Origin of the sequence: Pantoea sp. XY16, from assembly GCF_025153065.1 — a bacterium.
Classification (GTDB): Bacteria; Pseudomonadota; Gammaproteobacteria; order Enterobacterales; family Enterobacteriaceae; genus Pantoea; species Pantoea alfalfae.
On sequence record NZ_JANZNP010000004.1, the window covers coordinates 58026 to 80201 of the forward strand.

Here is a 22176-nt window from a genome sequence, read left to right on the forward strand (position 1 = left end):
CGCAGGAAAGCTAAAAAGCCTGTCGGCAGCATAAACCTGCAAAAAAGTTTTCGCTGAAGAAAAGAGAAGCAGACTGTGATGAAGGCATGATGCTCCCTGTACTGAGTGGCAGCATTATGACGCGACTGTCAGGCCGCTCGACTTGAAATTAACATTCCTGTAACCTCTCCATTTCTCCGGAAAGGATCATTCCAATGTCGTCTCCCCTGCGCTTATCTCTGGCTGGTGACTACCGCGCGGATGCGGTTGCCCATCAGGCCATTCCTCTTGCTATTGAACGTGCTGCCCGCTGGCTGAACATAGCGGTTGAAGCTGAATGGGTTGCCAGCGAAAAACTCGCTGAATCCGATCTCAGGCGCAGTGACGCAGTCTGGGTGGTGCCGGGCAGTCCCTATCATAATGATGAGGCCGTTTTTGATACCATTCGCTGGGCGCGGGAAAGTGGAAAGCCTTTCCTGGGCTCCTGCGGGGGATTCCAGTATGCGGTCATCGAGTATGCACGCAATGTACTGGGCTGGCACGATGCCAGTCATGCCGAAACCGACACCGGTGGGCGCATGGTCATAGCCCCGCTGAGCTGCTCGCTGGTGGAACAGCGCGGCGCGGTTAGATTCGAACCTGGTTCGGGTATTGCTACGGCCTACGGCATGCTGGAAAGCGATGAAGGCTATCACTGTAACTTTGGCGTCAACCCCGAATTCAGTGCGGCGCTGGGTGATAACACCCTGCGTATTACCGCCTGGGATGAAGCAGGTGACGTACGCGGTGTGGAGCTGCCAGATCATCCTTTCTTCGTCGCGACGCTGTTCCAGTCAGAGCGCGCGGCACTACAGGAGAAAGAGTCTCCCCTGGTCATTGCCTGGATGCAGGCGGCGCTGGCACAACGTTAAACGCGGCCATCCTGTGACGCTGTCACAGGATGGCCGTCATCAGCGCAGCAACGCCGGGCGTTTGGCGTTAAACGACCAGTTATCAATCAGAAACTGCATGCCCAGCGCATCGTTACGATTTTTATCCGGCAGCGAATTGTAGAGTGCATGTGCCGCTTCGACTCGTTCCATATTCAGGGTAATACCCAGCCCTGGCCCCTCTGGCAGTTCCAGATGCCCATCCCGAATCTGCGGCGCATGCTGCGTCAGCTGTTGTCCATCCTGCCAGATCCAGTGTGTATCAAAGGCCGTCAGGCGATCGCCGGGTGCAGCCGCCCCCAGATGCGCCACCATCGCCAGTGAGACATCAAAATGGTTGTTTGAATGGCAGCCGGTGGTCAGCCCCCACTCCTGACAGAGCTGTGCCACGGTATGCGCATTGCGCATCGTCCAGAAGTGCGGATCGGCCAGCGGAATATCAATAGCATTGAGCTGTAACGCATGCTGCAACTGTCGCCAGTCATTGGCGATCATATTGGTGGCGACCGGAATACCGGTGGCCCGTTTAAACTCGGCCAGCGTTTCCCGGCCGGAGTAGCCCTGCTCTGCGCCACAGGGATCTTCCAGATAGGGAATGCGGCCCGCCAGCTGTTTACCATAATAAATGGCTTCGTCCAGCGACCAGCTGGCGTTAGGGTCGACCGTGACACGAGCCTGCGGAAAACGCGCCAGCAGGGCATTAACCGTCTCGACCTCCACTTCACCGTGGTGTACGCCGCCCTTGAGTTTGAAGTCGCGGAAGCCATAGCGTTCCGCTGCGGCCTCAGCCAGCCGCACGACGCCTTGCGCATCCATTGCTTTTTCATGGCGCAGTTGCAGCCAGGCATCACCGCCGGCCTGGCCTGCCTGATAGTTCATACTGGTCAGGTTGCGGTCGGCGATATAGAACAGATAGCCGAGCACCGGCACCCGATCGCGCTGCCTGCCGCTGGCAAGTAACTCGGCAACCGGCAGATTCAGGTGCTGGCCCATCAGATCAAGCAGCGCGGCTTCAATCGCTGCGGTGGCGTTGTAGAACTTCTCCGGGTTCATCTGCGGAATGTGGATGTCATCGGTATGCGCGGTCTGCTGATGTCGTGCATCACTCGCAAACAGCGTGGCGATTGTCGCATTCAGCCGCAGCAGCTCGCTGCCCTCAATCTGCGGTCGAAAACGTGCCAGCAGCGCCAGCGTCGAAGCGTGACAGGGACTTTCGCCAACGCCGGTACGGCCAGCGGAATCGGTCAGGATTACCAGGATGCGGGTAAAGTAGCAGTTATGCGCGCCACCAATGTTCAGCAGCATGCTGTCATACCCGGCGACCGGCACCACACGCATTGTTTTAATGACTGGACTGTCTGACATGGTGATTCTCCATAGGATCAAGGGAAGGCGGGGATGGCCTGCGGCGCAGCAGCAGCCACAACCCGGTCAGCAGCGAGACGCTGGTCAGGGCATAGAGGCCGCCGGTAGTGGAGCCGGTTTTCATCTCCAGATAGCCAAACACCGTCGGTGCGAAAAAACCGCCAAGATTGCCAACAGAATTCACCAGCGCAATACCCGGCGCGACAATCGAGGCGGGCAGTTCTCCCTGCGGCATCGGCCAGAAAAAGGTGGCGCTGACTTTTGAGCCGATGCAGGCCACGATCATCGCCAGGAAGCCAAACCACGGGGAACCTAACGTCGCCATAAAAGTGCCGCAGGCCGCGACCAGCATGGCGACGCCCAGCGCTTTATCGAGTCTGTCACGGTGGCGATCTGAAAAGCGGCTCAGCAGGTTGATGGCGATAATGGCGCACAGCCACGGCACGGCGGTGAGAATGCCGATACCAAAACTGCTGAAGCCCTGAATGCGCTGAATAATCTGCGGCAGCCAGAACACCAGCGTGTAACCGGTCATGGTCATGGTGAAGAAGATTGCGCAGAAGAACAACAGGCTGCGATTGCGTAACAGCGACATTTTTCCCGGCTCACGATTAAGCGCGTCACGCTGCGCCTCTTCACTATCCAGTTGCTGCACCAGCGCCTGTTTCTCCGCGTCACTCAGCCAGCGCGCATCAGCAGGACGCGACACCAGTACCCAGGCGGCGAGGATCCCGATCAGTACCGAGGCACCACCTTCGAGAAACATCACCCATTTCCAGCCCGCTATTCCCAGAAAATTATGCATCATCAGGATAGCGCCTGTGATCGGCCCGGAGAAGAGGAAGGCGCCAGCCGTGGCGCTCAGGACCATTGCAGTGGCCCGGCCGCGCCAGGCATTGGGCACCCACTGACGGAAATAGAACAGCACGCCGGGAAAGAAGCCCGCTTCGGCGACGCCCAGTAAGAAGCGCAGCAGGTAAAATTGAATGGGTGAGGTGACGAATCCGGTCAGGACCACCACGAATCCCCAGGTAATCATGATGCGTGTCAGCCAGACGCGTGCGCCAAATCGCTTCATCATCAGATTGCTCGGCACTTCAAACAGCGCATAACCAATGAAAAAGAGGCCCGCACCCAGACCAAAGGCGGCTGCGCTGATCCCGGCATCGGTGCGCAGCTCGGCTTTAATAAAACCAATGTTGGCGCGGTCGATCTGATTAATGATCAGCATCACCACCAGCATTGGGATGATATGGGTGAAGAATTTTTTGATGGCGGAGGCGATCAGCTCATCGTGCTGCGGGGATAAGGCGCTATCCATCGTTCTTCCTCATGAGAAACGTAAAGAAGAGCAAAGTGTAGGGCGCTGAAAAGGCGAGCTCTATGGGCATCCGCCCAGGACCGGATGGGCGTCCGGCCTGGGTGGCTGTGTTATCAAGATGTTACTCGAAAGGTGAGGCGAAGCGGCTGAGCAAAACTGTGGCAGCGATCAACGTTGTGTGTGTCAGTCGGCCACGCGGAATATGCCGACAGTACAGGATGCGCCAGCAGCGGTCAGACTTCAGCCGCTAAACTGACGGCGCTGCGCAATCTCTTCAGCGCGCAGCAGCAGCGCCTGCAAATCATCTTCGTCAATATCCAGCAGTTCGCCGCCCTGTAAAGCCTGATGCAGATCGGCACGCGTGAGCGGGACCGGCATGGCAACCGGCTCGGGTTTAACTTCCTGAGGCGCCAGCGGATGGGGGTAGCGACGACCGGCCAGATTATTTAACAGCAGGGCCAGCAGAGCCAGCGTCAGTGAGTTAAGCAGAATCGGCGTCAGGACAAAGTGATAACCCAGCTGCTGCACTGAAGGCCCGCCCAGAATAGCGGTCAGCGCCACTGCGCCGCCGGGCGGATGCAGACAGCGCAGCTGGAACATCAGCAGGATCGCCACACAGGCCGCGACACCGCAGGCGATGGCCGGATCGGGAATCAGCTGGCTGACAGTGACGCCTGCCAGCGCGGACAGGCTGTTGCCGCCAACGATTGCCCACGGCTGCGCCAGCGGACTGGCAGGCAAACCAAAGAGCAGGACTGCTGATGCGCCAACCGGGGCGACAAACCAGAGGTTCAGCTCGCCCAGCATCCAGTGGCTCAGCAGGCTGGTCAGCACCAGGCCAATGCCCGCACCCAGTCCGGCGATCACCACATGTTTTTTACTGACTGCCAGCGGATGCGGCCAGAGGCGTGCCAGAAGCAGGCGCAGACGATGCCTTCCAGCAGAAGGGCTTTTCTTCATTACGTTACTCACCGTGTCATAACTTTTTCTTATCATCAGGGGCGGCGATTTTCCATCATCAACATCAATGTAACAACCCGACAAACTGTGCCGGTATTCAGGCGCGTCGGAAAGCGTGGTGAAAAGGCGGATCGCGCAGGAGAGGTCATGCAGCGGGCACAGCAAGATAATAAAAAACCCGCCGCAGCGGGTCAGTTATCAAATCACTCGACTTTGTCGGGGTACTCGCAGAGATCTTCAATCAGGCAGGCGCCGCAGCGCGGTTTACGTGCCACGCAGGTGTAGCGGCCGTGCAGTATCAGCCAGTGGTGACAGTCAACCTTATAGGCTGCCGGAACTACCTTCAGCAGCTTCTGCTCGACCTCTTCCACATTCTTACCCGGCGCAAATTTTGTCCGATTGCTGACGCGAAAAATATGGGTATCAACGGCGATCGTCGGCCAGCCAAAGGCGGTATTGAGCACCACATTGGCGGTTTTACGGCCAACACCGGGCAGGGCTTCCAGCGCTGCACGATCTTCCGGCACTTCGCCGTTGTGCTGCTCCAGCAGAATGCGGCAGGTCTTAATCACATTCTCCGCTTTGCTGTTAAACAGGCCGATGGTTTTGATGTATTCCTTTACGCCATCCACGCCCAGCGCCAGCATCGCGGCAGGCGTATTCGCCACCGGATAGAGCTTCGCGGTGGCTTTGTTCACGCTGACATCGGTCGCCTGCGCCGAGAGCAGCACCGCAATCAGTAGCTCAAACGGCGTGCTGAAGTTCAGCTCGGTGGTCGGATGCGGATTGTTCTGCTGCAGCCGGTGGAGGATTTCGGTGCGTTTGGTCTGATTCACACCGCTTTCCCGGCTACGCCCTGAGGGGCCGCGGTTTCAGCCGCCTGAGCACGCAGCGCTGCACGCTGTTTCATCTTCTGATCGATCAGGTACTTGGCCGCCAGCATCATGCCCAGGCCGATAAACGCGCCAGGCGGCAGCATGGCCAGCAGCATCGGCGAGTCGAAATGCACCACTTCGATACGCAGCGATTTTGCCCACGGGCCAAGCAACTGGTCGGCACCGTTAAACAGCGTGCCGCTGCCGATGATTTCGCGCAGCGAACCCAGCACCACCATGGCGCAGGTTGCGCCCATACCGATGGCGAAGCCATCCAGCGCCGAGAGCGGGATGCTGCTTTTAGAGGCGACGGCTTCAGCACGGCCCACCACGATGCAGTTGGTCACGATCAGCGGGATAAAAATTCCCAGCGACTGATAGAGACCGTAGGCATAGGCGTTGATCAGCATCTGCACGCAGCTCACCACCGAAGCGATGATCATCACATAAATCGGAATACGGATTTCCGACGGCACCCAGCGGCGCGAGGCGGAAATGAAACTGTTGGTCAGGGTCAGCACCAGCGTGGTAGCCAGACCTAAACCCAGCGCGTTCGTCGCCGTCGCCGTTACCGCCAGCAGCGGGCAGAGGCCCAGCAACTGTACCAGTGCTGAGTTATTCTTCCACAATCCACCAACCAGCAGACTTTTAGCTTCACTCATTTGTGTCTCCACATGCCGGTAACGAAGAGAGTCTCTCCGGAAGCGTTTTCATCAATAGTGCGGTGCGTTTCGTCGCATTGACCACCGCGCGTGGGGTAATGGTGGCGCCAGTAAATTGATCGAAATCGCCGCCATCTTTTTTAACTGCAAAAGCTTTATCCGCCGGACCCTGCACCACTTTGCCATTAAAGCTGTTGATCCAGTCAGAGATGCGCAGTTCGATCTTATCGCCAAGGCCAGGCGTTTCATGGTGTTCAATCACCCGCACGCCCAGTACTTTACCCTGGAAATCGGCACCGACCAGCATCTGTATCGCACCAGAATAGCCGTCAGGTGCGGTTGTCTCCAGTGCAGCCGCGACCGGCTGGCCCCCTTTACGTGCCAGGAAGAGATGATGCGGCGCATTGTTGCCCAGTGCTGCATCCGTGACAACGTAACAATCCTGCTGAATGTTGTTGTCATACAGCTCAACCGGCACCACCTGGTCCAGCAAACTTTTCTGCTGTAACTGGGTCTGATGCTCCACCGTTGGTTTGGTGACCGTATTCACCACCGCGGTAGCGGCCGTGGTAATCGCGGCGAAAATCGCCAGCGTGACGCCATTTTTACGAATCGTCTCCAGCATCGCTTAATCCTTCTGATGGCCGTAAACGCGCGGCTGGGTGTAGTAATCGATGAGCGGCACGCAGATGTTGGCAAGCAGAACCGCAAACGCCACGCCATCGGGATAGCCGCCAAAGCTGCGGATCAGCCAGACCAGCAGTCCAATCAGCGCGCCATACACCAGGCGGCCACGGTTAGTCGTTGAGGCGGTCACCGGGTCGGTGGCAATAAAGAACGCGCCCAGCATGGTGGCACCGGAGAAAAGGTGAATCAGCGGACTGTTCAGCGATTCCGGGGAGAAGAACCAGCCCAGTGTGGCGCAGAACGCCAGTGACAGCAGCATGGCGGCCGGAATATGCCAGCGAATCGCACTCTTCCACAGCAGGAACAGGCCGCCCGCCAGGTAACCGACGTTCACCCACTGCCAGCCGAGCCCGGCCAGCACGCCGCTGTAAATCGGCTGCGCCAGCAGATGTTCGGCACTGTGGCCGGCACGTAAGCCGGTTTTAAAGGTATCCAGCGGGGTCGCCTGGCTGATGCCATCCACACCCAGCTGCAACTGCTGCATGGTGTCACCCGCCACCGTGTGGCCCTGGAACACCATGCTCAGACTGTCCATCAGTCCGGGTTTAATCGCCTGTAGCATGTCAGGCGGCAACCAGCTGGTCATCTGCACCGGGAAGGAGATCAGCAGCACCACATAGCCAACCATCGCCGGGTTAAACGGGTTCTGGCCCAGTCCGCCATAGAGCTGTTTGGCAATGACCACCGCAAACAGGGTACCAATGACCACCAGCCACCAGGGTGCCAGCGGCGGCAGGCTGATACCGATCAGGATGGCGGTCAGCAACGCCGAGTTATCCGCCAGGGTGCTGGCAACCGGTGCTTTACGCAGACGCAGGATCGCCGCCTCTGTCAGCCAGGCGGTAAGGGTCGCCAGTAAGACCTGTAAAACGGTGCCGTAGCCAAAAAAATAACACTGTGCAGCAAAACCGGGCACCGCCGCCAGCACCACCAGCAGCATGATGTTGCCGGTACTTCGGCGGTTATGGGTATAGGGAGAACTTGCGATACGAAAAGCCATTTAATCCTCAAGCGTCGTAGACGACTGCGCTTTACGCGCTTTGGCACGGGCGATGGCGGCGGCAATAGCGGCCTTGCGCGCATCATCGGGTTGATTCAGTTCAGGTGCCTGTTCAGGTTCAGCATTGGCGTTATTTGCCTGCTCCTGCGCCTGTTCCGCGTTCTCTACCGCAAAGTGTGCGGCGGTGGCGAGCGCTGCGGCGTCACGTGACGCGGCATCCGCCGCACTTTCAGCCTGTGCCGCTTTCTTCGCTTTAGCGCGGGCGATAGCCGCCTGAACCGCGGCTTTACGCGGATCGGTTTCTACGGCGGCGTCCGACGCGGCTTCTGGAACGCTCTCCGAAGCAGCCGGAGCCGTCGTATCAGCGCCTTCTGCCTGCGCGGCTTTCTTCGCTTTGGCGCGGGCGATAGCCGCCTGAACGGCGGCTTTACGCGGGTCGGTTTCAGCGGCAGCGTCTGATACGGCGTCAGTAACGCTCTCCGCTACAGCCGGAGCCGTCGCATCAGCGCCTTCAGCCTGAGCGGCTTTCTTCGCTTTAGCGCGGGCAATAGCCGCCTGAACGGCGGCTTTACGCGGGTCGGTTTCAGCGGCAGCGTCCGACGCAGCTTCTGGAACGCTCTCCGAAGCAGCCGGAGCCGTCGCATCAGCGCCTTCAGCCTGCGCGGCTTTCTTCGCTTTAGCACGGGCGATAGCCGCCTGAACCGCGGCTTTACGCGGATCGGTTTCTACGGCGGCGTCTGATACGGCGTCAGTAACGCTCTCCGCTACAGCCGGAGCCGTCGCATCAGCGCCTTCTGCCTGTGCCGCTTTCTTCGCTTTGGCGCGGGCGATAGCCGCCTGAACGGCGGCTTTACGCGGATCGGTTTCTACGGCGGCGTCCGACGCGGCCTCTGTAACGCTCTCCGATACAGCCCGCGTCGTCGCATCAGCGCCTTCAGCCTGTGCCGCTTTCTTCGCTTTGGCGCGCGCTACAGCGGCCTCGACGGCGGCTTTACGCGGATCGACACTGGCGTCAGCAGCCGTATCAGCCGGTGAAACTTTCTTCGCTTTTGCCCGAGCAATAGCCGCTTCAACCGCCGCTTTACGCGGATCGACTGACTGACGCGTCACCGGCTGGGTTTCAGCCTGAGCCTCTGCCTGACGCAGACGCGCCTGCGCATGGCGGGCCTCACGCTGCGCTTCAAGCGACGCTTCATCCGGTTCAGCGGCCTGGCGGGCTTTCACCCGCGCTTTGGCTGCGGTCAGTTCGCTGGTATCGGTGCGGGCAACTCGCTGTTTCGCCTCTTCATGACGCGCTTCACGGGCCTGCTTCTCACGCTCCAGGCGCGCCTGACGCGCTTCGAAGCGGGCTTTGGCCTCCAGCGTGCGTTTCGCTTCCAGATCGATGGCGCGCAGTTCCGCTTTTTCCTGACGGTAATATTGCACCAGCGGGATATTACTCGGGCAGACATAGGCGCAGGCACCGCATTCGATGCAGTCATCAATATGATGTGCACGCGCTTTATCGTGATCGCCGCCCTGGCTGTACCAGTAAAGCTGCTGCGGCAGCAGCTTAGCCGGACACGCATCGGCACAGGCAGAGCAACGAATGCAGGACTGCTCTTCGTCGTTATTGCCCATCTCACTGGCAGAGGGCGCAAGAATACAGTTGGTAATCTTCACCACCGGCACATCCAGCGATGGCAGGGTAAAGCCCATCAGCGGACCGCCCATAATCACCATCTGACGCGGTGCAGGCGTGAAACCCACCTGATGCAGCAGATGGCTGATTGGCGTGCCAAGACGACTCCAGACGTTACGCGGCTGGGCAATCGCCTCGCCGGTCAGCGTCACGACGCGTTCGGTGATCGGTTCACCATTGATGATGGCCCGTTTAACCGCCCAGGCGGTACCGACGTTCTGCATCAGCACGCCGATATCGGTTGAGCGTCCGCCGTGCGGCACTTCCATGCCGGTCAGAATGCGGGTCAGCTGCTTGGCACCGCCGGAAGGATATTTGGTCGGGATCACCCGGATTTGCAGATCGCGCTCGCTGCCCAGCGCCTGTTTCAGTGCGGCGATCGCTTCGGGTTTATTATCTTCAATGCCAATCAGTACCCGTTCAGCCTGTAACACCCAGGCGAGAATGCGGCTGCCTTCCAGCACTTCGGCGGCGTAATCCTGCATCAGGCGATCGTCAGCGGTGATGTAAGGTTCACACTCCGCCGCATTAATAATCAGGGTTTTAACCCCGCGCAGGCCGCCTTTCAGTTTGGTGGCGGTCGGGAAGCCCGCGCCGCCCAGCCCCGCGATGCCCGCATCATGAATTCGCTGCACGATGTCGGCGCGCGGATGCTGACGGTAGTCTGGCAGCGGATCGAGCGGCATCCAGCGGTCTTCACCATCGGGCGTCAGGAAGATGCAAAGTTCGGACAGACCAGAAGGGTGCGCGGTCATATGCTGACCGATATCCTCAATTACGCCAGAGGTGGGTGCATGGACCGGCAGCATACGGCCGGTACCAAAGGTCAGGGGCTGACCGCGCAGCACTTTGTCGCCGGGCGCAACGCAGATCTCACCTTCATGTCCGATGTGCTGTTTCAGCGGAATAATAAAACGGTGCGGCAACGGCAGTTCGCTGAGCGGCGTGCCGTTGGACTGGGTTTTCATTTCGGGCGGATGAATGCCGCCCTGAAAATCCCAGACCTTCTCTTTTTTCAGGAAGTTAAACAGATTAAGCATGAGTTTCTACCGGGATCACCCGTACAGGAATGGTATTCAAATCCCACTTCCAGTTAGCTGGCGTGGTGGCGACCGGACGCATTTCAATACAGTCAGTCGGGCAGGGCGCGACACAGAGATCGCAGCCGGTGCAGACATCGCTCAGCACAGTGTGCATGGCGCGGGTTGCGCCGACAATCGCATCAACCGGACAGGCCTGAATACATTTGGTGCAGCCAATGCAGTTGGCTTCATCGATAAACGCCACGGTGCGCACCGGCTCTTTCGCCGTTTCATCGCCATCAATCGGCTGCGGTTCAACGTTAAGCAGCGCAGCCAGCTTGAGCATGGTCTGCTCCCCGCCCGGCGCGCATTTATTGATTGCTTCTCCGTTGTTGCCGACCGCATCGGCATAGGGTCGGCAGCCCGGATAGCCGCACTGGCCACACTGGCTCTGTGGCAGAATGGCATCAATCTGCTCAACGATAGGATCTTCTTCGACCTCAAAGCGGCGCGAGGCGTAACCCAGCAGGGCGCCAAACACCAGGCTCAGGGCGCTTAATACAGCTATAGCAATCCAGATCGCGGTCATCAGAATTTCACCAGACCGCTGAAGCCCATAAACGCCAGCGCCATCAGGCCTGCGGTAATCAGGGCAATGGAGTTGCCTTTGAACGGCGCAGGCACGTTGGCCAGCACCAGTCGCTCACGCATTCCCGCGAACAGCACCATGACCAGCGAGAAGCCGATAGAGGCACTGAAACCATACAGCGCGGCCTGCATAAAGGTGTGGTTAAGGTTAACGCTCAGCAGAGGCACGCCCAGCACTGCACAGTTAGTGGTGATCAGCGGCAGGAAGATACCCAGCAGGCGATAGAGCGACGGGCTGGTTTTACGCACCACCATTTCGGTGAACTGCACGACGACAGCGATCACCAGGATATAGGCCATGGTGCGCAGATAGACCAGGTCCAGCGGCAGCAGGATCAAGTGGTTGACCAGCCACGCGCAAATAGAGGCCAGCGTAATCACGAATGTCGTGGCGAGGCCCATGCCAATCGCCGTTTCCAGTTTTTTGGAAACGCCCATAAAAGGACAGAGGCCGAGAAACTTCACTAAGACGAAGTTATTCACCAGCACGGTGCCAACAAAGAGAAGCAGATAATCGGTCATTTTTTCGCCTGGGAGCCGGAAAGCGGCTTATTATCATTGATAGCGCGGCGTATCTCAATATCCGCGCCTCCCGCAAGGCGGCAGACCGCACTCAGAATTAAATTCCTGACATAACTCACAGCGTTACGGCGCGATAAAGGTGGTTTTTACCCGCTTTGAACGTTTGAAATAGGGTGCAAATACCGCCGCCGCGAGCAGTGACAGCAGTAACGTCTGAAGAGCACGGCTATCGGCAACCGGCGTAAAAGCAAAGGTTTTCAGCGCCAGCAGCACGGTTATGAGCAGCCAGAGCAGATAGTGGCGCGGCAAACGGCGCGAGCGCTTAAAAAAAAGCCAGCTGATCCAGAGGCTGTAGGCCCAGACCGCCACGGCAGTAAGCAGCGAGATGGCCCAGTAAGAAAGGAGGGTGCTGCCGTGTGAAAACAGCGCCACACGCCATTCCGGATTAAAGAGGGGGGTCAGATACATCGCCAGCACCAGAACGGTGGTTAACAGGGTCATTATCAGCCAGGCCAGCGGCAGCAAAAGCCAGCCACCAATACGCGGCGCAGCAACCTGTTCATTCATCGTGGTTATTCCTGTCTCGGGGAGTCGAAGCGCAGCAGAATAACATGTCCAGAGGGGCACGCCCATCCGGACAAGGTCAGAGGTAAAGAGAGCGATTAATCAGCCGGATATCAGACCACGTAGCGCCACACCGTTTTAGGGACACAGCCAAGATCATATAATCGTCCGCCAGAAACCAGTTCGGCACGACGATGATCGGCAGCCCGATACATATTGATGATTTCCATATCATTTGTAAGGGAGTAGTTAAGGTGATCGAAAAGCTTTTCCAGACTGTCTGAATTATTTACTTTGCGGAACTTAAGCAGGTAATCGTGCGCAGTCATCATTGCCATAACAGATAGAAGTACAAAGGAGTGCTCAGTATAGGGGGCAAGCCAGGGCTGTCCAGATCGGGCCGGTTAAAAAAGGCGAAAATCAGACTAAAGCACCTTATCAGCTATTAAAAGTCCAAATCTGCTATTTTTATCGCAGTCAGTGCCAGCCTGCCCGCGCGATGATAGTAAATATGGCATTAGCTCACACAAATCCATGCCGGAATACATCGTTGAACGCGTATTTTAAATATCATTTTGCATTCCTTCAGGCCAGCCAATGCAACAATGCCTCCTTTCTGACAATTTCCGGTCAGAAGAAATAATCCTTTTGAAACCACGCGCATAGAAACGTTTCGCGCCCAATCAGCACGCGCAAACGACTGTGCGGGCAATCACAAATCCCATTTTTTGTTCATCGCAGGCCGGATAACCCATTTAGTACGCCTGTCTGTAATCGTTTCCAGTGACGTTAAGCATAAGCGATTCTGTTTATTACAATTATTTAACGGACATTGTTTTATTACTCAGTCGTTTTATCCATAACGCTGTGACCAGCGAACCCGTCTGGCTGCACGTAACTCCTTTAAATTGCTCTGATTTGTGAAGTGTGTCGCCATTATGCACGCTTTTTTAGTCCAGTCTAAGCAGGCTCTCTACCCTAAATAGCAAACGCCTTTCAGAGGATTAAAAACTATGTGGAAACGTTTACTTCTGACCACGCTGGTCAGCGCCGCGTTAACCGGCCCGGTGCTCGCTGCAGATATGACGGTGGGCTTCTCGCAGGTAGGTTCGGAATCTGGCTGGCGTTCGGCAGAGACCAGCGTGGCGAAAAGCGAAGCCAAAAAACGCGGAATCACCCTGAAAATCGCCGACGGGCAGCAGAAACAAGAGAATCAGATCAAGGCAGTACGTTCGTTTATTGCGCAGGGCGTTGATGCCATCTTCATCGCGCCAGTCGTACAGACCGGCTGGGAGCCGGTTCTGGAAGAAGCCAAAGATGCCAAAATCCCGGTTTACCTGCTTGACCGCGCCATCGTGGTGAAAGACAAATCGCTCTATCAGGCCGTAGTGACGGCGGACAACGTGCTGGAAGGCAAACTGATTGGCGACTGGCTGGTGAAAACCGTGGGTGACAAGCAGTGTAACGTGGTGGAACTGCAGGGTACTGTCGGTGCCAGCGTGGCAATCGATCGTAAGAAAGGCTTTGCTGAAGCGATCAGCAACCATCCAAACATTAAAGTGATCCGCTCGCAGTCCGGTGACTTTACGCGCAGTAAGGGTAAAGAGGTGATGGAGAGCTTTATCAAGGCTGAGAACAACGGCAAAAACATCTGCATGGTTTACGCGCATAACGATGATATGGCGATCGGTGCCATTCAGGCGATTAAAGAAGCCGGCCTGAAACCAGGCAAAGACATTCTGACCGGCTCGATTGATGGTGTGCCGGATATCTACAAAGCGATGCTGGCAGGGGAAGCCAACGCCAACGTGGAGCTGACACCGAACATGGCTGGTCCGGCATTTGATGCCCTTGAGAAATTCAAAAAAGATGGCACGCTGCCGCCTAAAGTCATCAAGACCGAGTCGAAGCTGTTCCTGCCTGCTGACGCGCAGGCGGAACTGGATAAGAAAAAGGGTATGGGTTACTGATCCACAGACCTGCCAAAGACCAGCCGCAGACCGCCCTACGGGGCGGTTTTTCATGACGTGAGGCGGAGTGAGCAGAATGACCACGCAAAATGAAACACCGCTGTTATCCATCAGCGGCGTCAGCAAAGGGTTTCCCGGCGTTAAAGCGCTGAGTCATGTTTCCTTTGATATTCGCAAAGGGGAGATCATGGCGCTGCTGGGGGAAAACGGTGCGGGGAAATCGACCCTGATAAAAGTGCTGACCGGTGTTTACAGCCGTGATGCCGGAACGATTACCCTCAATGGTGAACCGATTACCCCGCATAACACCGCACAGGCGCAGGAGATGGGCATCGGTACCGTTTATCAGGAAGTGAATATGCTGCCGAACATGTCGGTGGCAGATAACCTCTATATTGGTCGTGAGCCGCGTCGCTTTGGCATGATCGACCGTCGCCGCATGGTACGCGATGCCGATGCGCTGATGCGGAACTACGGTTTTTCCCTCGACGTGACGCGCCCACTGGGCCACTACTCGGTGGCGATGCAGCAGATTATTGCCATCTGCCGCGCGGTGGATCTTTCGGCGCAGGTGCTCATCCTCGATGAGCCAACCGCGAGTCTGGATGCCAGCGAAGTCGAAATGCTGTTTACCCTGATGGCGCAGCTAAAAGCCAAAGGGATGAGCCTGATTTTTGTGACCCACTTTCTCGACCAGGTGTACCGCATTACTGACCGGATTACCGTGCTGCGTAACGGGCAGTTTATCGCCACCCGTGATACCGCCACGCTGCCGCAGATTGAGCTGATTAAGCTGATGCTGGGTCGCGAACTGCTGGAGACTGCATTACAGCGTCAGGGCAGCACGCTGCGCAGTAATCAGCCGGTGGTGTCGTTTGAAGATTACGGCAGGAAGGGCACCATCGAACCCTTCAACCTGGCGGTGCGTCCTGGTGAAGTCGTCGGCCTGGCCGGGCTGCTGGGATCTGGCCGCACAGAAACCGCTGAAGTACTGTTTGGTATTCGTCGGGCCGATCGCGGAACCGCGAAGATCAAAGGCAAAGTGCAGCGCATTACCAACCCGGCGAAAGCCTCACAGCTTGGCATGGGATTTTGCCCGGAGGATCGGAAGACGGATGGGATTATTGGCGCAGCCTCCGTTCGCGAAAATATTATTCTGGCGTTGCAGGCGCAGCGCGGCTGGTTAAGGCCAATTAAGAAGCGCGAGCAGCAGGCGATTGCTGACCGTTTTATTAAGAGCCTGGGCATTCGCACGCCACACGCCGAGCAGCCGGTAGAGCTGTTATCGGGCGGCAACCAGCAGAAGGTGCTGCTGTCGCGCTGGCTGGTGACTAAACCGCAGTTTTTAATCCTCGACGAACCGACGCGCGGCATTGATGTAGGCGCACACGCCGAGATTATCCGTTTAATTGAATCCCTGTGCGCCGATGGTCTGGCGCTGCTGGTGATCTCCTCTGAACTCGAAGAGCTGGTCGGTTATGCCGATCGGGTGTTGATCATGCGCGATCTGAAGCAGGTGGCAGAAATTCCGCTGGAGCAGCTTTCGGTGGCGTCGATCGTCAATGCTATCGCGGACGGAGGAGCAAAACATGCTTGAGTCGCCTATGACATCTGAAAAACCACCACGTCGTAAGCTGAAGTTTCCGCCAGGGATGCCGCAAATCGCCGCGCTGCTGCTGGTGCTGCTGATCGACAGTCTGGTAGCCAATAACTTTTTTGCCGTGCACCTGCAGGATGGTCGCCTGTTCGGCAGCCCGATCGATATTCTTAATCGTGCGGCCCCGGTTGCCCTGCTGGCAATTGGCATGACGCTGGTGATCGCCACTGGCGGCATCGATCTTTCCGTGGGTGCGGTGATGGCGATAGCGGGCGCGACCGCCGCCACACTGACCGTCGCCGGACACGGTGTGCCGTTCATTATTCTCTGCACGCTGGGAACCGGTTTAGCCTGTGGGTTATGGAATGGGGTGCTGGTGGCGCTGCTGCGTATTCAGCCGTTTGTTGCCACGCTGATTCTGATGGTCGCCGGGCGTGGTATCGCTCAGCTGATTACGCAGGGGCAGATTGTGACATTCGATAGTGACAGTCTCGGCTGGTTTGGTAACGGCTCGCTGTGGATGTTGCCGGTCCCGGTCTGGATCACGCTGGTGGTGGCGCTGGCCGTCTGGCTGCTGACGCGCAAGACCGCGCTGGGTCTGTTTATCGAAGCGGTGGGGATTAACCTGCGCGCTGCCCGCAATGCGGGCGTGACGGGCTGGCTGGTGGTGATGTCCACCTATGCGCTCAGTGGCGTCTGTGCCGCTGTTGCGGGTCTGATTGTTGCGGCGGATATTCGCGGTGCGGATGCCAATAACGCCGGTTTGTGGCTGGAGCTGGATGCGATTCTCGCCGTGGTGATTGGCGGTGCATCGCTGATGGGTGGCCGCTTTAATCTGGTGTTGTCGCTGATTGGCGCACTGATTATTCAGTCGATGAATACCGGGATTCTGCTTTCCGGCTTCCCGCCGGAGCTGAATCAGGTGGTGAAAGCGGTAGTAGTGATGTGTGTGCTGCTGCTGCAGTCACCGCGGTTTATTGCGATGTTGAAACGGAGACGCCCGACATGATTAAACGTCATCTTCCGCTGATGATCACCTTGCTGGTGTTTGTGGCGGGTTACCTGTTTTGTCTGAGTCAGTTTCCCGGCTTTGCCTCTACCCGGGTGATATGCAATATCCTGACCGACAACGCCTTCCTCGGGATTATCGCCGTCGGCATGACCTTTGTGATTTTGTCGGGTGGTATCGATCTGTCGGTTGGCGCAGTCATTGCCTTTACCGGCGTGTTCCTGGCGCGGGCGATTGGCGATTTCCATGTCGATCCGTTGCTGGCGTTTGCGCTGATTCTGTCACTGGGCGCGCTGTTCGGCGCCATGATGGGCTGGCTGATCGATGCGCTGAAGATCCCGGCCTTTATCATTACTCTGGCGGGGATGTTTTTCCTGCGCGGCTGCAGTTATCTGGTGTCGGAAAACTCGATTCCTATCGATCATCCGTTTTACACCCTGCTTTCCAGTCTGGCGTGGAAAGTGCCGGGCGGAGGGCGTCTTAGTCTGCTGGCGGTGATTATGCTGGTAGTGGTGTTGGGCGGGATTATTCTGGCGCACCGCACGCGGTTTGGTAACCGGGTTTACGCCATCGGCGGCAATATGACGTCGGCTCAGTTGATGGGTGTTTCAACCCGAGCCACCACCATTAAGATTTATATGCTTTCCACCACGCTGGCGACGCTGGCTGGCATCGTGTTTTCGATCTATACCTCGGCAGGTTATGCGCTGGCCGGGTTGGGTGTGGAGCTGGATGCGATTGCGTCGGTGGTGATTGGCGGCACGCTGCTGTCGGGCGGTGTCGGTACGGTGCTGGGCACGCTGTTTGGCGTGCTGATTCAGGGGCTGATTCAGACCTGGATTAATTTCGACGGCACGCTGAGTTCGTGGTGGACCAAGATCGCCATCGGGATCCTGCTATTTGCGTTTATCGCCCTGCAGCGGTTACTGACGGTGATCTGGGATCGTCAGCAGAACGCGCCGGTTAAGCGAATCCCTACCTGAATAAATGGCTGAATGGCGGCTCTCAGGAGCCGCCATTTATTGTGCCAGATGCAGTACCATCACCGTGACCGCTTCACCCGCTACCTGCCGCTGTTCCACCGCCTGCCATCCTGAACGCTGATAGTATGCCTGTTGATCGGGTGTATAGAGCCAGAGCTCGCCAATCTGCTGTTGTTTTGCCCGGACAATCGCCTGCTGGATCAAGGCTTTCGCCACGCCCCGGCCCCGGTATTTCTTGTCCGTCACCACTTCACCTATCCAGTATTCCCTTACCGCGATGTCGTCCAGTTCATAACGGATGACACTACAGGTCGCGATAACCGTTTCACCGTCCGATGTGGCGACGAGAGTAAATTCCGCCGAGCCGGTCTGATTCCGTTTTGTTAAACGCTTAAGGATAGTGTGATGATCCGACCATGCAGGAAGATGTGACCATTCAGTGTGCAACAGTTGTGCGGTTTGTGGGGCGTAGTCGGGATGTTGGTTCAGATCGGTAATTTGCATGGCGCTTTAACCTTGTTTTATCAGGTATGTAGCGATACAGGCTGGTGGGGGAAAGTGCAAGATGGTGAAAGAGTAGCGTTATAGCAAAGACTAAAGCGCTCTTTTGTATGTCCGGAAATACAATCGCTATGGGATTTGTGTGCAAGGTCAGGAAAGGTATGCCTGATCGCAAAGAATTCCCGCATCCATGCGGATCGGCCGCGCCATCCCTGGCGCGGACGCTTTGCTCTTCAGGCATACCATTCCTTCCCGGTTGGGTTTGATCATGGCTTTTAACAACTTGCACTGAGCTATCAAAAAGGAAGGAATCGTAGGCGGTTGAGTGAAACATCTGACGCATGAAGTTATTGCTAATACGCTTGATGCTCTGAGCTTTGAAATATTCGCTCAGACTCAACAAAAAGGAGGGGATGGCGGGCAGTGGAGTAAAGCGTCCGCCGCATGGATGCGGCGGCCGAGCCTACAGGGATGTATTTACGGCGACTTTACGTAACGCCCGCCATTCCCGACTGAATAGCACAGTTTTTATCAAAACCGACGCGGAATTAATTCCTGCGTCGGTCTTTTTTAATCACTTAGGCACGCTACCAATCAAAGAAAGGCAGCACCAATCACCTATTAACGTTTCAACCGGTAATACGCTTCGTTCCAGCGCAGCGCATCTTTAAATGCTGGCAAGGTGGTGTGCTCATCAATCACCAGCACTTCGATATCATTCATCTCACCATACAGATACATATCGTCGAGCGTCAGCGCCTGACTGAACACCGTATGGTGCGCACCGCCGCCCAGAATCCACGCTTCGGAAGCGGTCGCCAGTGAAGGCTGCGCTTTCCACAGTGCGCGGGCAACCGGCAACTTCGGCAGCGGTTTCGGCTGTTCGATAGCATCCACCACGTTAACCAGCAGACGGAAACGATCGCCCATATCAATCACGCTGGCGTTAACCGCACGACCGGCTGGCGTGGAGAAAATCATGCGTGCCGGATCGGCTTTGTCACCAATACCCAGGAACTGCACATCGATTAAAGGCTTCTCTTCAATGGCAATCGACGGGCAGACTTCCAGCATGTGCGAGCCAAGCACCAGATCGTTGCCTGGTGAGAAGTGATAGGTGTAATCCTCCATAAATGAGGTGCCACCTTTGCGATCGCCTGCCAGCACTTTGAAAATGCGCAGCAGCGCAGCAGTTTTCCAGTCACCTTCGCCGGCGAAACCATAGCCCTGACCCATCAGACGCTGAACCGCCAGACCGGGCAACTGCGTCATGCCGTGCAGCGTCTGGAAGTTAGTGGTGAAGGCGTGGCAGCCTTCCGCTTCCAGGAAACGCTTCAGACCCAGCTCAATGCGCGCGGCATCCAGCACGTTCTGACGTTTTTCGCCGCCAGACGCAGCGACATCAGTAAAGCGATAAAGGCTTTCGTACTCGTCGATCAGCGCATTTACGTCTCCATCGCTGACGCCATTGATCACCTCAACCAGATCGCCTACACCCCAGCCATTCACGGAATAGCCGAACTGAATTTGTGCGGCGACCTTATCGCCTTCGGTCACGGCCACTTCACGCATGTTGTCGCCAAAACGGGCGACTTTCAGCTGCTGGCTGGCCTGTTTTGCCAGCGCTGCACGCATCCAGTTGCCCAGACGCTGCTGACTGGCGCTGTCTTTCCAGTGACCGGTCACCACGCTGTGCTGCAGGCCCATGCGCGCGCCGATGAAACCGAACTCACGGCCGCCGTGCGCGGTCTGGTTCAGGTTCATAAAGTCCATGTCCATGCTGTCCCACGGGATCTCCGCATTGAACTGGGTATGGAATTGCAGCAGCGGCTTATTCAGCACGCTCAGGCCGCCAATCCACATCTTGGCCGGGGAAAAGGTGTGCAGCCAGGTAATGATCCCGACGCACTGCTTGTCATAGTTGGCGTCGCGGCACAGGGCCAGGGCTTCATCCGGTGACTTCACCAGCGGTTTCAGCTCCAGACGCACGGGTAAACCGGCCTGATTCAACCCCTCGACGACCTGACGTGCATTCTCTTCAACCTGGCGTAATGTCTCCGGCCCGTAGAGGTGCTGCGTGCCGATGACAAACCACACGCTGTAGTTATTTGACTGTTCCATAAAACCACTCCTTCACTTAGCGGAAGCGGGGCGGGCGGCGTATTGTGGTTCTGCCGTCACGCACCATTGTTGATAGCGTTGATAAAGTTGTTGATAGCGGGCGACGCGCGCCGGATCGGGCTGCAGCGTCACGGCAATCGGGCTGGCCATGACCTGCTGTGCATCCGGTACGCTGGCGTGAACACCGGCGGCGACGGCGGCGAAAATGGCCGCACCCAGCGCACAGCACTCGTCAGAGGCGACGATATCCAGTGGGCGGTTCATCACATCGCAGCAGGCCTGCATAATCGCCGGGGATTTCCGCGCGATGCCACCGAGTGTCAGAATGCTCTCAACCGGAATCTGCTGCTGCTCGAAGCACTCCATAATGGCACGTGCGCCAAACGCGGTTGCCGCGACCAGACCGCCAAACAGCGCGGGGGCATCGGTGCCCAGATTCAGGTCGGTAATCACCCCTTTCAGCCGCTGATTGGCATTTGGCGTGCGGCGACCGTTAAACCAGTCCAGTACCACCGGCAGATGGTCGAGCTGCGGATTGGCAGCCCAGGCCTCGGTCAGATCCTTAATCAGATTCTTTTGCATCTCAGCCAGCTGAGGCTTCAGCTCAGGATGCTGCTGCGCCGCCAGCTGTAACGGCCAGCCCAGTAAACGGCTGAACCAGGCGTAGATATCACCAAAAGCAGACTGACCCGCCTCCAGTCCGATAGCGCCTGGCACGACGCTGCCATCGACCTGACCACAGATGCCTTTAATAGCGCGATCGCCGACTTTATCTGCGTCAGCAATCAGAATGTCGCAGGTGGATGTGCCGATCACTTTCACCAGGGTATAGGGTTTAGCTCCGCCACCGACTGCGCCCATATGGCAGTCAAACGCGCCACCGGAGAGCGTGACGGTCTGCATCAGGCCCAGACGCTGTGACCATTCCGGACTGAGCGTGCCGACCGGCAGATCCGCGGTCCAGGTATCCTTGAATAACGGGGAGTCGAGCTGCTGGGTTAACAGCGGGTCGAGCGCATTAAGGAAATCGACATCGGGCAGGCCGTTCCAGTCGCCGTGCCACAGCGCTTTATGCCCGGCCGCACAGCGGCCACGGCGCAGCTTATCTGGCGCGGTCGTGCCGCTTAACAGGGCGGGTACCCAGTCGCACAGTTCGACCCAGGAGACCGCGGCCTCACGTACGGCCGCATCTTCACGCGACACGTGCAGAATCTTCGCCCAGAACCACTCCGAGGAGTAAATGCCACCGATATAGCGGCTGTAATCCTCGAAGCGGCCGCTGTGACACAGCTGATTAATCTCTTCTGCTTCTTCTATCGCCGTGTGATCTTTCCACAACACAAACATCGCGTTGGGGTTCTCCGCGAACTCCGGGCGCAGCGCCAGCACGTTGCCGTCGCGGTCAATTGGCGCCGGGGTTGACCCGGTGCTGTCAACGCCAATGCCGGCTACGGCGGCGCGTTGATCGTCGCTCAGTGCATTCAGCACGCCGAGCAGCGCCTGCTCCATCGCGTCGATGTAATCCTGTGGATGGTGACGAAAACGGTTAGTGTGCGGATCGCTGTATAAGCCCTGTTGCCAGCGCGGGTAGCTGCACACCGCACTCTGCAGCTCTTTGCCGCTATGACAATCTACGGCCAGCGCACGCACCGAATCACTACCAAAGTCCAGCCCAAGGGTGATGGCTCCAGCACGCATCGGAATCTCCTGTAGTTAGTTAACTCCTGTATCCTGGGTTCGGCGCGCCAAATCAGTTAGTCATCGCTGGCTGATAATATGC

Annotated in this window: 20 protein-coding genes; 5 read left to right on the forward strand and 15 right to left on the reverse strand. The window is 57.3% G+C overall.

Annotation, left to right across the window (positions count from 1 at the left end):
* The first annotated feature begins 194 nt into the window (after positions 1-194).
* Positions 195-890, forward strand: coding sequence for a CTP synthase (locus N1689_RS04910; RefSeq protein ID WP_161732476.1), 696 nt, complete (start codon positions 195-197; stop codon positions 888-890).
* A gap of 39 nt (positions 891-929) precedes the next feature.
* Here N1689_RS04910 and N1689_RS04915 read toward each other — a convergent pair whose 3' ends face one another.
* The 12 genes from N1689_RS04915 to ydgT all read right to left on the reverse strand — a co-directional run bounded on the left by N1689_RS04915 (position 930) and on the right by ydgT (position 12544).
* Positions 930-2273 carry an enolase C-terminal domain-like protein gene (locus N1689_RS04915; RefSeq protein WP_161732474.1) on the reverse strand — a complete coding sequence of 448 codons (1344 nt, stop codon included), beginning with the start codon at positions 2271-2273 and terminating at the stop codon, positions 930-932.
* Positions 2251-3594 carry an MFS transporter gene (locus N1689_RS04920; RefSeq protein WP_161732472.1) on the reverse strand — a complete coding sequence of 448 codons (1344 nt, stop codon included), beginning with the start codon at positions 3592-3594 and terminating at the stop codon, positions 2251-2253. The genes N1689_RS04915 and N1689_RS04920 overlap by 23 nt, the downstream gene beginning before the upstream one ends.
* A gap of 240 nt (positions 3595-3834) precedes the next feature.
* Positions 3835-4554 (reverse strand): HPP family protein, encoded by a 720-nt coding sequence (locus tag N1689_RS04925; RefSeq protein WP_161732470.1) that lies wholly within the window; start codon positions 4552-4554, stop codon positions 3835-3837.
* A gap of 203 nt (positions 4555-4757) precedes the next feature.
* Positions 4758-5390, reverse strand: a complete 633-nt coding sequence (gene nth / locus N1689_RS04930) for an endonuclease III (RefSeq protein WP_161732468.1) — start codon at positions 5388-5390, stop codon at positions 4758-4760.
* Complete coding sequence (locus N1689_RS04935; protein ID WP_161732466.1) at positions 5387-6091, reverse strand: electron transport complex subunit E; 705 nt, start codon at positions 6089-6091, stop codon at positions 5387-5389. Before N1689_RS04935 ends, nth begins: the two co-directional genes overlap by 4 nt.
* Complete coding sequence (gene rsxG, locus N1689_RS04940) at positions 6084-6716, reverse strand: electron transport complex subunit RsxG (RefSeq protein ID WP_161732464.1); 633 nt, start codon at positions 6714-6716, stop codon at positions 6084-6086. The genes N1689_RS04935 and rsxG overlap by 8 nt, the downstream gene beginning before the upstream one ends.
* A 3-nt stretch (positions 6717-6719) precedes the next feature.
* Entirely contained in the window at positions 6720-7778 is a 1059-nt protein-coding gene (gene rsxD, locus N1689_RS04945) for an electron transport complex subunit RsxD (protein ID WP_222924080.1), read from the reverse strand.
* Positions 7779-10499, reverse strand: a complete 2721-nt coding sequence (gene rsxC / locus N1689_RS04950; RefSeq protein WP_260058136.1) for an electron transport complex subunit RsxC — start codon at positions 10497-10499, stop codon at positions 7779-7781.
* On the reverse strand, positions 10492-11070 hold the full coding sequence (gene rsxB, locus N1689_RS04955) for an electron transport complex subunit RsxB (protein ID WP_033786241.1): 579 nt from the start codon (positions 11068-11070) through the stop codon (positions 10492-10494). The genes rsxC and rsxB overlap by 8 nt, the downstream gene beginning before the upstream one ends.
* The gene (gene rsxA / locus N1689_RS04960) at positions 11070-11651 is read right to left on the reverse strand and encodes an electron transport complex subunit RsxA (RefSeq protein ID WP_003853423.1); all 582 of its coding nucleotides are present in this window, start codon (positions 11649-11651) and stop codon (positions 11070-11072) included. Before rsxA ends, rsxB begins: the two co-directional genes overlap by 1 nt.
* Positions 11652-11774: 123 nt before the next feature.
* Complete coding sequence (locus N1689_RS04965) at positions 11775-12218, reverse strand: DUF2569 domain-containing protein (protein ID WP_161732458.1); 444 nt, start codon at positions 12216-12218, stop codon at positions 11775-11777.
* 110 nt (positions 12219-12328) lie between these two features.
* Positions 12329-12544, reverse strand: a complete 216-nt coding sequence (gene ydgT / locus N1689_RS04970) for a transcription modulator YdgT (protein WP_033782999.1) — start codon at positions 12542-12544, stop codon at positions 12329-12331.
* A 684-nt stretch (positions 12545-13228) separates the two neighbouring features.
* On the opposite strand from ydgT, the gene ytfQ reads away from it, so the two are divergent.
* From ytfQ to yjfF, 4 genes are all read left to right on the forward strand, one after another.
* Positions 13229-14185, forward strand: a complete 957-nt coding sequence (ytfQ, locus tag N1689_RS04975) for a galactofuranose ABC transporter, galactofuranose-binding protein YtfQ (protein WP_150009958.1) — start codon at positions 13229-13231, stop codon at positions 14183-14185.
* A 76-nt stretch (positions 14186-14261) separates the two neighbouring features.
* Positions 14262-15782 carry a sugar ABC transporter ATP-binding protein gene (locus tag N1689_RS04980; protein ID WP_161732456.1) on the forward strand — a complete coding sequence of 507 codons (1521 nt, stop codon included), beginning with the start codon at positions 14262-14264 and terminating at the stop codon, positions 15780-15782.
* Complete coding sequence (ytfT, locus tag N1689_RS04985; protein ID WP_253421811.1) at positions 15775-16791, forward strand: galactofuranose ABC transporter, ATP-binding protein YtfT; 1017 nt, start codon at positions 15775-15777, stop codon at positions 16789-16791. Before N1689_RS04980 ends, ytfT begins: the two co-directional genes overlap by 8 nt.
* Positions 16788-17774: a galactofuranose ABC transporter, permease protein YjfF gene (yjfF, locus tag N1689_RS04990; RefSeq protein WP_161732452.1), complete on the forward strand. Its 987-nt coding sequence runs from the start codon at positions 16788-16790 to the stop codon at positions 17772-17774. The genes ytfT and yjfF overlap by 4 nt, the downstream gene beginning before the upstream one ends.
* A 36-nt stretch (positions 17775-17810) precedes the next feature.
* Here the strand turns inward: yjfF and N1689_RS04995 are convergent, their stop codons facing one another.
* The 3 genes from N1689_RS04995 to N1689_RS05005 all read right to left on the reverse strand — a co-directional run bounded on the left by N1689_RS04995 (position 17811) and on the right by N1689_RS05005 (position 22094).
* Complete coding sequence (locus N1689_RS04995) at positions 17811-18278, reverse strand: GNAT family N-acetyltransferase (RefSeq protein ID WP_260058139.1); 468 nt, start codon at positions 18276-18278, stop codon at positions 17811-17813.
* Positions 18279-18896: 618 nt separating this feature from the next.
* The gene (gene araA / locus N1689_RS05000; protein ID WP_260058140.1) at positions 18897-20396 is read right to left on the reverse strand and encodes an L-arabinose isomerase; all 1500 of its coding nucleotides are present in this window, start codon (positions 20394-20396) and stop codon (positions 18897-18899) included.
* 12 nt (positions 20397-20408) lie between these two features.
* Positions 20409-22094 (reverse strand): ribulokinase, encoded by a 1686-nt coding sequence (locus N1689_RS05005; RefSeq protein ID WP_260058141.1) that lies wholly within the window; start codon positions 22092-22094, stop codon positions 20409-20411.
* Between the last annotated feature and the right edge of the window lie 82 nt (positions 22095-22176).